Here is a 13,518-nt window from a genome sequence, read left to right as displayed (position 1 = left end):
GATGGTACAACAGGAATCAAGATTAAATGTAGCTGACAACAGCGGCGCTAAAGAAGTTTTAGTGATCCGTGTGTTAGGCGGTACCGGTAAAAGATATGCCTCAATTGGCGACAAGATAGTAGTTACCGTTAAAAGCGCGCTGCCATCAGGTAACGTAAAAAAAGGTACTGTATCAAAAGCCGTAGTGGTTAGAACCAAAAAAGAGATCCGCAGAAGAGACGGTTCATACATCCGTTTTGACGATAACGCGGCTGTTTTATTGAACAACCAGGATGAGCCGAGAGGCACACGTATATTTGGCCCTGTTGCAAGAGAATTGCGTGAGAAACAATTTATGAAAATCGTTTCATTAGCACCGGAGGTATTGTAACATGGAAAAGAAAACAAAATTAAAGATCAAAAAAGGCGATCTGGTTAAAGTTATAGCCGGCGATTCAAAAGGATCACAAGGTAAAGTGGTTGAGGTATTGGTTGACAAAAACCGTGCTGTTGTTGAAGGTGCCAACATGGTATCAAAACACACTAAACCAAATGCAGCTAACCCTAATGGCGGTATTGTTAAGCAGGAAGCTGCTATACACATTTCAAACCTGGCGTTAATTGATCCTAAAACAGGAGCAACTACCCGTGTTGGCCGCCAAAAAAATGCTGACGGTAAATTAGTTAGAGTAGCAAAAAAATCAGGGGAGGAAATTAAGTAATGGCTGAAGCAACTTATACACCAAGATTAAAATCAAAGTACAAGGAAGAGATACGTACTGCACTGAAAGATAAATTTCAGTACAAAAGCGTAATGCAGGTTCCTAAATTAGAGAAAATTGCTATCAACCAGGGTGTTGGTGGTGCTACTACCGACAAGAAATTGATCGAGAACACTATCACTGAGTTAACTACCATTACCGGTCAGCAGGCAGTATCTTCTAAATCAAAGAAAGATATCTCTAACTTTAAATTGCGTAAAAATATGCCGGTAGGTGTACGTGTTACTTTACGTGACAACACCATGTATGAGTTCCTGGATCGTTTGATCTCTGTAGCTCTGCCACGTATCCGCGATTTTAAAGGTATCAATGATAAAGGTTTTGACGGAAAAGGTAATTATACATTAGGTATTACCGAGCAAATTATCTTCCCTGAAATCAATATTGATAAAATTAATAAAATACAAGGTATGGATATTACCTTTGTAACCTCAGCAACTAATGATGTTGAAGCATTAGAGTTACTGAAACAATTTGGTTTACCATTCAAAAATCAAAATAATGGCTAAAGAAGGCGTAAAAGCACGCGAAATTAAACGTGCTAAATTAGTAGCTAAATATGCTGAAAAACGTGCAGCGTTGAAAGAAGCAGGTGATTGGGTAGCGTTAGACGCATTGCCAAAAGCATCTTCTCCGGTAAAACTGCACAACCGTTGCAAATTAACCGGCCGTCCGCGTGGTTACATGCGTCAGTTTGGTATTTCGCGTGTTACTTTCCGTGAAATGGCTCTTGAGGGCAAGATCCCGGGAGTTAAAAAAGCAAGCTGGTAATATATTAGTTGATTAGTGATTGGAAATTAGTGACTATTTAAGAGTACACTAATCTCCAATCACTAATCTTCTATTTAACTAAGATTAACCGATGAAAGGTCGCCCGGGTGGTCCGGGAAGGAAACCGTCATCACAAACAACAAATAATGAATACAGATCCAATCGCAGATTATCTTACACGAGTAAGGAATGCTATTAAAGCCAACCATAGGGTTGTTGAAATTCCTGCATCGAACCTTAAAAAAGAGATCACTAAAGTTCTTTTTGATAAAGGTTACATTGCAAATTACAAGTTTGAGGATAACGGACCGCAAGGCACAATTAAAGTTGCTTTAAAGTACCATCCAATAACTAAGATCCCGGCTATCCGTTCAATCGAGCGTATCAGCCGTCCGGGTTTACGTAGGTATGCCGGCATGGACACTATGCCACGCGTATTAAATGGTTTAGGTATCGCCATCCTGTCAACTTCAAAAGGTGTTATGACCGATAAAGAAGCTAAACAGTTAAATGTTGGTGGTGAGGTTTTATGCTACGTTTATTAATAGGAGGAATTAAGCAATGTCAAGAGTAGGAAAATCACCAATTGCATTACCTGCAGGCGTTACTGTTACCGTATCAGCTGATAACGTAGTAACTGTAAAAGGCCCTAAAGGTGAATTGCATCAAGCGGTTGACACCGATATTAAAGTGGTACAGGAAGGCGCAGAGCTTTTAGTTCAACGCCCTACAGACCAAAAACGCCACAAAGCTTTACATGGTTTATACCGTGCTTTGTTAAACAACATGGTTGTTGGAGTAACAGAAGGTTACAAAGTTGTGCAAGAGTTAGTAGGTGTGGGTTACCGCGCAACTAACCAAGGTAACACGTTAGACCTTGTATTAGGTTACTCTCACCACTATGTGTTTGAGTTACCTCAGGAAATTAAAGTTTCAACTACTGCTGATAAGGGTAAAAACCCAACCATCATTCTGGAATCAACTGATAAGCAACTGATAGGCCAGGTAGCGGCTAAAATACGTTCGTTACGTGCTCCTGAACCATATAAAGGTAAAGGTATCAAGTTTGCGGGCGAAGTATTAAGAAGAAAAGCAGGTAAATCAGCATCTAAAAAATAATCGTCATGGCAGCTAAAGCGAAATTATCAAGAAGAGACAGAATTAAAATGGGTATACGTAAGCGCCTTTCAGGCTCTACAGCCCGTCCGCGTTTGTCAGTGTACAGAAGTAATAAAGGTATTTATGCCCAGATCATTGACGATGTTAACGGTAAAACCCTTGTATCAGCATCATCTTTATCAAAAGAGTTTTCTGCTGATGGTACCAAGTCAGATCAATCAGTAGCCGTAGGCAAATTAGTAGCTCAAAAAGCTATTGCAGCCGGTATCAAAGATGTGGTTTTTGACAGGAACGGATACCTTTACCATGGCCGTGTTAAATCATTGGCTGAAGGTGCACGTGAAGGTGGTTTAAACTTTTAATCAGTAGGAAAAGAAAATGTCAACAATTAACATAAAAAGAGTAAAAACCAGCGAGATCGAATTAAAGGATCGTTTGGTTAGTATACAACGTGTTGCCAAAGTAACCAAAGGTGGCCGTACATTCAGCTTTTCAGCTATCGTAGTGGTAGGTGATGAGCAAGGTGTTGTAGGTTACGGTTTAGGTAAAGCTAAAGAGGTTACTGAAGCAATTGCAAAAGGTATTGATGATGCTAAAAAGAACTTGGTTAAAGTTCCTATTATCAATGGTACAGTACCTCACGAACAAATTGGAAAATTCTCTGGAGGTTTTGTATTTATAAAACCTGCTGCTAATGGTACCGGTGTAATAGCAGGTGGTGCAATGCGTGCAGTATTAGAGAGCGCCGGTGTACACAACGTATTGGCAAAATCAAAAGGTTCGTCAAACCCGCACAACGTGGTAAAAGCAACCGTATCGGCTTTAGCGCAATTGCGTGATGCAAATACTGTAGCTCAACAACGCGGCATCAGTTTAGGAAAAGTATTTAACGGATAATCAGAACATGGCAAAGATCAAGATAACCCAGATCAAAAGCGTGATCGATAGGACCGAGCGCCAGAAAAAGACAGTGGAAGCACTGGGCTTAAAGAAAATAAACCACAGCGTGGAAGTTGAAGCTACTGCGGCTATTATTGGTATGGTTAAGAAAGTTAACCACCTTGTAGCGGTAGAAAATATTTAATAATCATGAACTTAAGTAATTTAAAACCTGCAGAAGGTTCTACCAAAAATAGAAAAAGAATTGGTCGTGGTACAGGTTCAGGCCGTGGTGGTACATCAACCCGCGGTCATAAAGGTGCCGGTTCACGTTCAGGCACAAGCACTAAAATAGGCTTTGAAGGTGGACAGATGCCATTACAGCGCCGCTTACCTAAGGTTGGCTTTAAAAACCCTAATCGTGTAGAGTACGTTGGTGTTAACCTGGATGTATTACAAGGCTTAACTGAAAAATATTCACTTTCAACAATTGATCTGGAAACTTTGAAGGATCATGGTTTGGCGTCTAAAAACGACAAGGTGAAAATTTTAGGTCGTGGCGAACTTACAGCCAAAGTTGAAGTTACAGCACATGCATTTACCGCTACCGCGCAAAAAGCAATTGAAGCAGCAGGTGGTTCAATAGTTAAGCTATAATATTTGTATGAAGAAATTCTTCACCACATTATCCAATATCTGGAAAATTGAAGACTTAAGAGTGCGTATAATTAACACACTCTTATTTCTTTTAATATACCGCGTAGGTGCATTTGTGCGTTTACCGGGCGTAGATGCCTCACAAACAGATGCTAAGCAAGCCGAGGGCTTGGTTGGTTTATTAAATATGTTTGCTGGTGGCTCTTTTTCGCGTATATCCATTTTCGCATTAGGCGTTATGCCTTACATTTCTGCATCTATTGTGATGCAGTTGTTGGGTATAGCTGTTCCGTATTTTGCTAAAATGCAAAAAGAAGGCGAGAGCGGTCGTAACAAGATCAATCAATGGACCCGCTATCTAACAATCGTTATCACTGCAGTGCAGGCGGTAGCTTACCTTAATTCACAGGTAACTGCTAACGAGATATTGATAGCAAACCCAATGTTTACCATCATGAACACAATGGTGTTAACAGCAGGTACGTTATTTGTAATGTGGTTAGGTGAGAAGATTACAGATAAAGGTATAGGTAACGGTATATCATTGATCATCATGGTGGGTATTATTGCCACCTTGCCAAGCGCTTTCTTAGCAGAGTTCCAAAACCGTACAACCGGTACTGGCGGCTTAATTGCTTTCATTGTTGAGTTAATTGCTCTGATAGGTGTGGTAATGTTTACCATCCTTATAGTACAGGGAACACGCAAGATAGCTGTGCAGTACGCAAAACGTATTGTTGGTAATAAACAGTATGGCGGTGTTCGTCAGTACATTCCGTTAAAAGTGAATGCTGCCGGTGTAATGCCTATCATTTTTGCTCAAGCATTAATGTTCATACCTGCCACTATCGCTTCGTTCTTCCCTAAGGCTGCTACAAATAGCATTATTATAGCTTTAGGAGATTATAACTCATGGTTGCATAACATCCTGTTTGCTTTATTGATCATTGTATTTACGTATTTCTATACTGCAATTACAGTAAATCCGAAGCAAATGTCTGACGACATGAAGAAAAACGGTGGTTTCATTCCGGGTGTTAAACCAGGTTTGCCAACCGAAAGCTTCATTGACGGTGTGATCTCAAAGATAACCTTACCGGGTTCAATATTCCTGGCCATCATTGCTATCATACCTTCGTTAGCTAATTTGGTAGGTGTTAATAACCTGTTTGCACGTTTTTTTGGGGGTACTTCATTGATCATTTTGGTTGGTGTTGTATTAGATACCTTACAACAAATTGAAAGTCACTTGCTGATGCGTCATTACGATGGTTTGATGAAAACCGGAAGAGTAAAAGGACGTTCGGCTGTGCCTGCAGCTGCCGGAACAACACCGACAGCAATATAGTAAAGCATGTCAAAGATCGTTTATAAGTCTGCCGAGGAGGTAGAACTCATAAGATTGAGCGCACAGCTGGTTGCAAGAACACATGGCGAAATAGCCAAAGTTATTGGACCAGGTGTGCGCACTATTGATCTTGATAAACTTGCTGAAACCTACATCCGCGACAATGGCGGTATCCCTGCTTTTTTAAACTACGGAGGTTTTCCTTATTCGCTTTGTATATCCCTGAATAATCAGGTTGTACATGGCTTCCCGGGAAAATACGAACTGAAAGACGGAGATATCGTATCTGTTGATTGCGGCGCAATCCTTAATAAATACTATGGTGACTCTGCCTTTACTTTTGCTATTGGCGAAATAGGTGAGGAAGCCAAAACACTTTTACGCGTTACCCGCGAATGCCTTGACAAAGGAATTGAAAAGGCTGTAGTTGGTATGCGTATAGGCGATATCGCTTACGCAGTGCAGGAGCATGCAGAGAAACATGGCTTTGGTGTTGTAAGAGAGTTAGTGGGCCACGGTGTTGGTACCAAATTGCACGAAAAGCCTGAAGTACCTAACTATGGAAAACGCGGATCTGGTGTGAAGCTGGAGGAGGGAATGGTGATAGCTATTGAACCGATGATCAACGCAGGCCGTGCAGGTGTTAAGTTTTGGGATGATGGCTGGACCGTATCAACAATTGACGGAAAACCATCTGCACATTTTGAGCATACGGTAGCTGTTAAGCGGGGTAAAGCAGACGTATTGTCAACATTTAGTTATGTTGATGATGTTTTAAAAGAAAAAATAAATAATTAAAATATTTTTATTAATTTTGCGTCCCGCTTTTGGGGCGGATAATTAAGTAATAATCAGTAAAATATGGCAAAACAATCATCGATCGAACAAGACGGTACAATTCGGGAGGCGTTATCAAACGCAATGTTCAGAGTTGAGCTGGAGAACGGTCATGAGATTATTGCACACATATCAGGTAAAATGCGTATGCACTACATCAAAATTTTACCTGGTGATAAAGTTAAATTGGAGATGAGTCCTTACGATTTAACTAAAGGACGTATTACATACAGATATAAATAATTAAGCGAGATGAAAGTTAGAGCATCCATTAAAAAGCGTAGCGCTGATTGCAAGATCATTCGTCGTAACGGCAAGCTTTACGTAATTAACAAAAAGAACCCTAAGTTCAAACAACGTCAGGGATAATTAAAAAACTTGCATCAATTCGTACAACGGTAGCCGCCGTTCGGTTGACGCTAAAACAAAACAACAAATATGGCAAGGATTTCAGGTATTGATTTACCAAAGAACAAAAGAGGCGAGATTGGCCTTACTTACATTTACGGCATTGGCCGTTCAACTGCTAAAGAAATTTTGGCTAAAGCAGGTATAGATGTAAACACCAAAGTGCAGGATTGGAATGATGATCAGTTAACAGCTATCCGTACTATCATCAATGACGAGATTAAAGTTGAAGGCGCACTGCGTTCTGAAGTTCAGCTTAACATCAAACGCTTAATGGATATTGGTTGCTACCGTGGTACCCGTCACCGTAAAGGTTTACCTCTGCGTGGTCAGCGTACTAAGAACAACTCACGTACCCGTAAAGGAAAACGTAAAACAGTTGCTAACAAAAAGAAAGCTACTAAATAGTGATTAATGAATGAAGATTATTGATTGGTTTAACTGTCAGTAATCTTCATTCATTAGGAATAAAACAAATTATAAGCGATTAATGGGTCCGAGTTATTTAATAATTCAGTAATTCATTCAATCAATAATTAAACAAGAAAATGGCTAAAGCTAAAAAAGTAACCAAAAAGCGTATTGTTGTTGTTGAGCCAGTTGGCGAAGCACACATCAACGCCACATTCAACAACATTATCATTACCTTAACCAATAAAACCGGTCAGGCTATATCATGGTCTTCTGCAGGTAAAATGGGCTTCAAAGGTTCAAAAAAGAACACACCTTACGCTGCCGGTCAGGCTGCTGCCGATTGCGGGAAAGCTGCTTATGATTTAGGCTTACGTAAAGTTGAAGTATTTGTAAAAGGCCCGGGTTCTGGTCGTGAGTCAGCTATCCGTACTTTACAAACTACAGGTATTGAGGTTACTATCATAAAGGACATCACTCCGCTTCCGCACAACGGTTGCCGTCCATCAAAAAGAAGAAGAGTTTAATTAATCAATTTTTTAAAGCTAAGATTCAGCGGCTGCGGGCCGCATGATACTTTAAAAGCAACAAACAATGGCAAGATATACAGGCCCCAAATCAAAAATTGCACGTCGTTTCCGCGAGCCGATCTTCGGTCCGGATAAAGCGTTAGAAAGAAAAAACTACGGCCCTGGTATGCACGGCGCTTCAAAAAGAAGAGGCAAGCAATCAGAGTACGCTGTACAGTTAATGGAGAAACAAAAAGTTAAATACACTTATGGTGTATTAGAGCGTCAGTTCGAGAACTTGTTTCACCGTGCTTCAGCTAAAGAAGGCATCACCGGCGAAAACTTATTAAAGTTTTTAGAAGCTCGTTTAGATAACGTAGTATTCCGTTTAGGTATTGCTCCAACCCGTTCTGGTGCACGTCAATTGGTTGGCCACAAACATATCACTGTTAACGGTGAGGTAGTGAACATTGCTTCATACCAGGTTAAAGCCGGAGACGTTATAGCGGTTCGCGAAAAATCAAAATCTTTAGAGGCTATCAGTAACTCAGTAGCGGGCAGAAAGATCAATAAATATAGCTGGTTTGAGTGGGATGCTGCCAATTTAACAGGTAAGTTCCTTAACTATCCAAACCGCGATGAGATTCCGGAGAACATCAAAGAGAATCTGATCGTCGAGTTATACTCTAAATAGTAAGATATGAGATTTGAGACATGAGATTTGAGATAAAATTCAAATCTCATTTTTCAGTTTCATAACTAAACATTGACATATTGTGATTTAGGTATAAGGATTGGGTCTCATATCTCACATCTCATATCTCAAATCTATTAGCAAACAAACAATAAATAAAGGATATAAATGGCAATTTTAGCATTTCAAAAACCAGATAAGGTTATCATGCAGAAATCAACTGATTTTGATGGCACGTTTGAGTTTCGTCCATTAGAACCAGGCTTCGGTGTAACCATTGGTAATGCTCTGCGTCGTATCTTACTTTCATCGCTTGAAGGTTATGCTATCACTTCAGTACGTTTCTCAGGTGTTACGCATGAGTTTTCAACCATAAAAGGAGTTGTTGAAGACGTTACCGAGATCATATTAAACTTAAAACAAGTTAGGTTTAAAAAGACAGGTGAGTCTGGCGACACTGAAAAAGTATTCGTGATCATTAACGGTCAGGACGCTTTTAAAGCCGGAGATATTACTAAGTTCTCTAACAACTTTACTGTTTTAAATCCTGAGCTGGTTATCTGCAACATGGATTCATCAGTAACGCTTGAAGTTGAATTCACTATCAACAAAGGTCGTGGTTACGTTCCAAGCGAAGAGAACAAAAACCCTGATGCGAACGTAGGCGTAATTGCTATCGATTCTATCTACACTCCGATAAAGAACGTTAAATATACTATCGAGAACTATCGTGTTGAGCAAAAAACCGACTATGAAAAATTAGTATTGGATATTGCTACAGACGGTTCAATCCATCCCGAGGATGCACTTAAAGAAGCTGCAAAAATTTTGATTCAGCACTTTATGTTGTTCAGCGATGAGAACATGATGTTAGAGGCTCAGGCTAAAGAAGAAACTAAAGAGGTTGACGAGGAAATTTTACACATGCGTAAGATCCTTAAAACTGAGTTAGTTGACCTTGATCTTTCAGTGCGTGCATTAAATTGCTTAAAAGCAGCTGATATCCGCAGCCTGGCTGATCTGGTATCATACGACGTTGCTGATATGTTAAAGTTCAGAAACTTCGGTAAAAAATCATTAACTGAGATTCAGGACCTGGTTAAATCAAAAGGCTTGTCTTTTGGTATGAACCTGGCTAAATTTAAGTTAGACGAAGAATAGTTTAGTGATTGGTGATTAGAGAATAGAGATCAGGTCTCATCTTTAATCACCAATTTCTTTTATAAATCAGATTTGAGATGATGAAGTGACTAATCTCTGATCACTAATTAACCAGTCACTAGTACCGCGTAATTCCGAGGGCTTGACGATAAAACGCCGCCCAACGGTATGCACGTGCCACAAAACAAAAAATAACAATGAGACACGGTAAAAAAGTAAACCACCTGGGCCGTACCAACAGCCACCGCAAAGCAATGTTAGCTAACATGGCAACATCGCTTATCCTGCACAAACGCATCACTACCACTTTAGCAAAAGCAAAGGCATTGCGTGGTTATGCAGAGCCTCTTTTAACAAAAGCAAAAAACGATACTACTCACTCTCGTCGTACTGTGTTTAGCTATTTGCAAGATAAAGACGCTGTATCTATCCTTTTCCGCGACATCGCAGCTAAAATTGCTAACCGTCCGGGAGGTTATACTCGTATCATCAAATTAGAAAACCGTTTAGGTGACAACGCTGAGATGGCGATCATTGAGCTGGTTGATTACAACACAGTTTACACCAAAGGTGATGCTCCGGTTGCTAAAAAATCAACCCGTCGTCGTGGTGGTAAAGGTGGTGCTGTAGCTGCTGCTCCTGCTGCACAAACAGAAGAAGTTGCTGTTGCAGAAGAAGTAACTGAAGCTCCTGTAGCTGAAGAAACTGCAGCTCCGGCTGAAGAAGCTGCTCCAGAAGCACCTGCTGCAAACGAAGAAAATGCAGAAAAAGGCGAATAATAACTCGCTTTTGAAATGATAAAATGCCCTGCTGAATAAGCAGGGCATTTTTTTTTAACTAATATTTTCGGAGTGAATAATTCTATTGTAACTTACAGTTGATATGGCCATGCACCTGATTATATTAAATGCTGCTTGTGTAAGTTTGTTTATGCTGGCATTCATAGCATTTATCAATCCACTTAAGGTAAATGTTATTGCTAACAAGTGGTTTGGTGTGTTTTTGTTCTCGGCGGGGTCGGCCGTGTTAGATGTGCTTATCAACCAAACAGGACATTCAGACAATTACAGGCAACTCATCATATTCAATGAACTATCAAGGTATGCCATTGCGCCGGCATTGTATCTAAGCGTTTTACATTACACAGCCGTGAGTAAGCAAGTTCGGCCGCGCGAATATCTTCATTTTATCCCTGTCCTGATATTTGCTGTGTTTACAGGGTTGTTAGTTTTTGCGCCGGGTATGCCGAATTTAGGTAATTCAGCTTTTGCATCGGGACTTAAAATTGTTTTGCCAATTTTGGTCAAACTATCTATACCTATTCAATTGGTGGTTTATTGGCTGCTATCTTACCGCATGCTGAGAAGGCACCTCAGTAATGTGAATCAAATTGTTTCAGATAACACGCCTGTAAGTCTTCAATGGTTGCGGCAGTTACTGTGGGGTATTCTATTTATGATAGTGCTTTCAGTAACCAATAATATTCCATCGGAGGTGCTGCGAAATTTTATTCCTTTAGGTTATCTGGCAGGTACCGTGTTTATAACTTACTACCTTTTGGTGCAGAAAGAAGTGTATCCATACGAGGAAGTACAACTGCAATCGCTTGAGTTAATATTAAACCCTGTTGAGGAGAAACCTAAGGCTCGGCTGTCAGCTGAATTGATGGATGAGTTAAAAGCAAGGTTGATCTCCCTGATGGAAACCGAGCGGATGTTTCTAAACAGTGAACTAAATTTGCCCGAGCTTTCAGAAAAGATGGGCGTATCGCCACATGATGTATCGTATGTGTTGAACGAAGGCATGCATTCCAACTTCTATCAGTTTATAAACGCCTACAGGGTTGCCGAAGCTAAACAACTTATGCAATCAGGAAAGTATTCCCATCTCAATATATTAGGCATTGCCTACAACGCCGGTTTCAATTCTAAAACAACCTTTAATACAGCATTTAAACGCGAGACCGGCCTGTCGCCGAGCCAGTTTATGAAACAAACTGCTGATAGTCAGCAGACCGTGATCGCTTAAGAGTTTTTGTAATAGATGTTCGTTTGGATGGAAGCGAACGACGCTAATACTAATTGTGCATAAAATTGCGAACTAAACGCAATCATTATGATAACAAAACCTTTTTCTAAAATCGCATTACCTTACTTTCTTACAGGCCTTATCAGCGCCATAATGCTGCAACGCATTGGGCTACGGTATTTTTATCCTTTAATACCGCCACCAATAATGAATAACATAAGCATCGTGTTTTTTATTGGCGTGTTGCTAGATATGCTTTTCTTGCTTCCAAAAAATTTCAAAAATCATCCTGACCCATACTCCATGCTGGCCTTTTGGCAGGACGCTTTGAGATACCTCATTGCACTTGACATGTGCATATTTGGTGTTTGCAAATTCTTTGGCTTACAGTTTAACACACCGCTCGCACTGTTGGATAACCCTTTCAATACCATTTCAGACAGCGAGCTAATGTGGGCTTTTTTCGGACATTCGCGCATTTATACATTATTGATCGGCGGTATTGAGATAGCAGGTGGTTTATTAGTAATATTTAGAAAAACGAGGTTACTTGGCGTATTTGTGTTGTTGCCCGTGACCTTAAATATCTTCTTTTTAGATGTGTTTTATAACGGAATAGTTACTTCGGTATATATTGGTATTGAGATAGCCGGTTTAGTTTATTTATTGTGGATAGAGTATCCTCGCCTTGTTAAAATATTTTTTACAGACGATGATTTAAAACGATACTTTTTTAAAAGCAAAGTTATCCGCAATCTGGTAAAACTTTCTGTGATTGTAATACCGTTCATACTGATGGCAATTGTTGAATACCCACAGTATTATCCTGAAATAAATGGTAAGTACGTGGTAAAGCAATTGAAAGTGAATGGAAAGGATATTGCAGTTCCAAGTGTTGATAGCGTTTTAACCAAAGTTTATATCGACAAAAACGATATTGTATTGGAGTACAACAAGCCATGGAAGCGATTGATCGGCAATTATAAATATAATGAGGATAATAGGCAACTCACAGCAACATGGCGTTTCCCGCAATCTGCGCGAGATACTTTAAAAGCACAAATAACACCTGCGACGGTGGGAGGTAAAGCTACCTTAACAGGTAAAATGGGAAAGGAAAGTTTGAATATAGAGATAGAGCGTATTAACAACGGTACCAGGTAACAGCGCGGCTATTGCGAAAATCCCGACCGTTCAAAACGTGCCGGGATTTTCAATCAATATTTGTACCGACTAAACAGCGGCAGGCGCTACCTCATAAACATATCCAAGTTTGTGTGAGTCATTAGCGCTAACGCCAAGGTCTTTCACCAGGCCCGTCGAAATATCAACTATCCAGCCGTGTACATACAAGTCATCCCGCTCTTTCCATGCATTTTGTATTATGGTGGTTTTGCAAAGGTTATAAGCCTGCTCTATCACGTTCAGTTCCACCAGGCGGTTAACTTTTTGTTCCTGATTGGTAATACGGTCCAGCTCGTGGCTGTGCAAACGGTAAACATCTTTAATGTGACGCAGCCAGTTGTCAATCAAACCAAATTGTTTGTTGGTTAAAGCCGCTGCTACACCGCCACAGCCGTAATGTCCGGTTACAATAACATGTTTTACTTTTAACACATTAACGGCATAGTCTAATACGCTGAGCATGTTCATGTCTGTATGGTTACATACGTTGGCAATGTTACGGTGAACAAACACTTCACCGGGTAAGGTGCCGGTAACTTCGTTGGCAGGTACACGGCTATCAGCGCAGCCAATCCATAACACTTCCGGACTTTGGCCTTTAGCCAAAGTCTTAAAAAACTCCGGATCTTTTTCAAGTGTTTGGTCAACCCAGGCACGGTTACCTGCTATTAGTTTGGTGTAGCTTTCTGTTTGGGCCAACTGCAGTTTCAGCTTTTCGCCATTTTTATTATCGTTTTTCATGTTCTTTTA

Annotated in this window: 22 protein-coding genes; 21 read left to right on the top strand and 1 reads right to left on the bottom strand. The window is 40.3% G+C overall.

The features are described from left to right. Position 1: 1 nt before the first annotated feature. The 21 genes from rplN (at position 2) to CLV57_RS17405 (ending at position 12,747) form a co-directional block, all read left to right on the top strand. Complete coding sequence (rplN, locus tag CLV57_RS17505; protein ID WP_100342672.1) at positions 2-370, top strand: 50S ribosomal protein L14; 369 nt, start codon at positions 2-4, stop codon at positions 368-370. Position 371: 1 nt separating this feature from the next. Continuing rightward, on the top strand, positions 372-701 hold the full coding sequence (rplX, locus tag CLV57_RS17500; RefSeq protein ID WP_100342671.1) for a 50S ribosomal protein L24: 330 nt from the start codon (positions 372-374) through the stop codon (positions 699-701). Continuing rightward, positions 701-1,270: a 50S ribosomal protein L5 gene (rplE, locus tag CLV57_RS17495; protein WP_100342670.1), complete on the top strand. Its 570-nt coding sequence runs from the start codon at positions 701-703 to the stop codon at positions 1,268-1,270. The genes rplX and rplE overlap by 1 nt, the downstream gene beginning before the upstream one ends. Beyond that, positions 1,263-1,532, top strand: a complete 270-nt coding sequence (rpsN, locus tag CLV57_RS17490; RefSeq protein WP_100342669.1) for a 30S ribosomal protein S14 — start codon at positions 1,263-1,265, stop codon at positions 1,530-1,532. The genes rplE and rpsN overlap by 8 nt, the downstream gene beginning before the upstream one ends. A gap of 146 nt (positions 1,533-1,678) precedes the next feature. Further along, a complete protein-coding gene (gene rpsH / locus CLV57_RS17485) occupies positions 1,679-2,077 on the top strand; it encodes a 30S ribosomal protein S8 (protein ID WP_100342668.1) in 399 nt (132 codons plus the stop codon). A 16-nt stretch (positions 2,078-2,093) separates the two neighbouring features. Continuing rightward, positions 2,094-2,651, top strand: coding sequence for a 50S ribosomal protein L6 (gene rplF, locus CLV57_RS17480; protein ID WP_100342667.1), 558 nt, complete (start codon positions 2,094-2,096; stop codon positions 2,649-2,651). Between the two features lie 5 nt (positions 2,652-2,656). Next, a complete protein-coding gene (rplR, locus tag CLV57_RS17475) occupies positions 2,657-3,013 on the top strand; it encodes a 50S ribosomal protein L18 (RefSeq protein WP_100342666.1) in 357 nt (118 codons plus the stop codon). Between the two features lie 16 nt (positions 3,014-3,029). Continuing rightward, positions 3,030-3,548: a 30S ribosomal protein S5 gene (rpsE, locus tag CLV57_RS17470; RefSeq protein ID WP_100342665.1), complete on the top strand. Its 519-nt coding sequence runs from the start codon at positions 3,030-3,032 to the stop codon at positions 3,546-3,548. Positions 3,549-3,555: 7 nt separating this feature from the next. Beyond that, positions 3,556-3,735: a 50S ribosomal protein L30 gene (gene rpmD, locus CLV57_RS17465; protein ID WP_100342664.1), complete on the top strand. Its 180-nt coding sequence runs from the start codon at positions 3,556-3,558 to the stop codon at positions 3,733-3,735. A 5-nt stretch (positions 3,736-3,740) separates the two neighbouring features. After that, entirely contained in the window at positions 3,741-4,187 is a 447-nt protein-coding gene (gene rplO / locus CLV57_RS17460; RefSeq protein ID WP_100342663.1) for a 50S ribosomal protein L15, read from the top strand. A gap of 7 nt (positions 4,188-4,194) precedes the next feature. Beyond that, the gene (secY, locus tag CLV57_RS17455; protein ID WP_100342662.1) at positions 4,195-5,535 is read left to right on the top strand and encodes a preprotein translocase subunit SecY; all 1,341 of its coding nucleotides are present in this window, start codon (positions 4,195-4,197) and stop codon (positions 5,533-5,535) included. A gap of 6 nt (positions 5,536-5,541) precedes the next feature. Beyond that, positions 5,542-6,333, top strand: coding sequence for a type I methionyl aminopeptidase (map, locus tag CLV57_RS17450; protein WP_100342661.1), 792 nt, complete (start codon positions 5,542-5,544; stop codon positions 6,331-6,333). 63 nt (positions 6,334-6,396) lie between these two features. Then, complete coding sequence (infA, locus tag CLV57_RS17445; RefSeq protein ID WP_100342660.1) at positions 6,397-6,615, top strand: translation initiation factor IF-1; 219 nt, start codon at positions 6,397-6,399, stop codon at positions 6,613-6,615. 9 nt (positions 6,616-6,624) lie between these two features. Beyond that, positions 6,625-6,741: a type B 50S ribosomal protein L36 gene (gene ykgO, locus CLV57_RS17440; protein WP_022833269.1), complete on the top strand. Its 117-nt coding sequence runs from the start codon at positions 6,625-6,627 to the stop codon at positions 6,739-6,741. Positions 6,742-6,810: 69 nt separating this feature from the next. Next, the gene (gene rpsM, locus CLV57_RS17435) at positions 6,811-7,188 is read left to right on the top strand and encodes a 30S ribosomal protein S13 (RefSeq protein WP_100342659.1); all 378 of its coding nucleotides are present in this window, start codon (positions 6,811-6,813) and stop codon (positions 7,186-7,188) included. 140 nt (positions 7,189-7,328) lie between these two features. Then, entirely contained in the window at positions 7,329-7,718 is a 390-nt protein-coding gene (rpsK, locus tag CLV57_RS17430) for a 30S ribosomal protein S11 (RefSeq protein WP_100342658.1), read from the top strand. A 67-nt stretch (positions 7,719-7,785) separates the two neighbouring features. Beyond that, a complete protein-coding gene (gene rpsD, locus CLV57_RS17425; RefSeq protein ID WP_100342657.1) occupies positions 7,786-8,394 on the top strand; it encodes a 30S ribosomal protein S4 in 609 nt (202 codons plus the stop codon). Positions 8,395-8,562: 168 nt separating this feature from the next. Then, positions 8,563-9,555 (top strand): DNA-directed RNA polymerase subunit alpha, encoded by a 993-nt coding sequence (locus CLV57_RS17420; protein WP_100342656.1) that lies wholly within the window; start codon positions 8,563-8,565, stop codon positions 9,553-9,555. A gap of 197 nt (positions 9,556-9,752) precedes the next feature. Further along, positions 9,753-10,334: a 50S ribosomal protein L17 gene (rplQ, locus tag CLV57_RS17415; RefSeq protein ID WP_100342655.1), complete on the top strand. Its 582-nt coding sequence runs from the start codon at positions 9,753-9,755 to the stop codon at positions 10,332-10,334. Positions 10,335-10,437: 103 nt separating this feature from the next. Further along, complete coding sequence (locus CLV57_RS17410; protein WP_100342654.1) at positions 10,438-11,583, top strand: helix-turn-helix domain-containing protein; 1,146 nt, start codon at positions 10,438-10,440, stop codon at positions 11,581-11,583. 87 nt (positions 11,584-11,670) lie between these two features. Continuing rightward, complete coding sequence (locus CLV57_RS17405) at positions 11,671-12,747, top strand: hypothetical protein (RefSeq protein ID WP_100342653.1); 1,077 nt, start codon at positions 11,671-11,673, stop codon at positions 12,745-12,747. A 69-nt stretch (positions 12,748-12,816) separates the two neighbouring features. On the opposite strand, the gene can is transcribed toward CLV57_RS17405, so the two are convergent. Further along, positions 12,817-13,509, bottom strand: coding sequence for a carbonate dehydratase (gene can / locus CLV57_RS17400; RefSeq protein WP_100342652.1), 693 nt, complete (start codon positions 13,507-13,509; stop codon positions 12,817-12,819). Positions 13,510-13,518: the final 9 nt, after the last annotated feature.

The sequence above is a fragment of the Mucilaginibacter auburnensis genome (assembly GCF_002797815.1).
GTDB classification, from domain to species: Bacteria; Bacteroidota; Bacteroidia; order Sphingobacteriales; family Sphingobacteriaceae; genus Mucilaginibacter; species Mucilaginibacter auburnensis.
The sequence above is the reverse complement of the archived record's forward strand: the minus strand, read 5'-3'. Positions and strand labels throughout refer to the sequence as shown.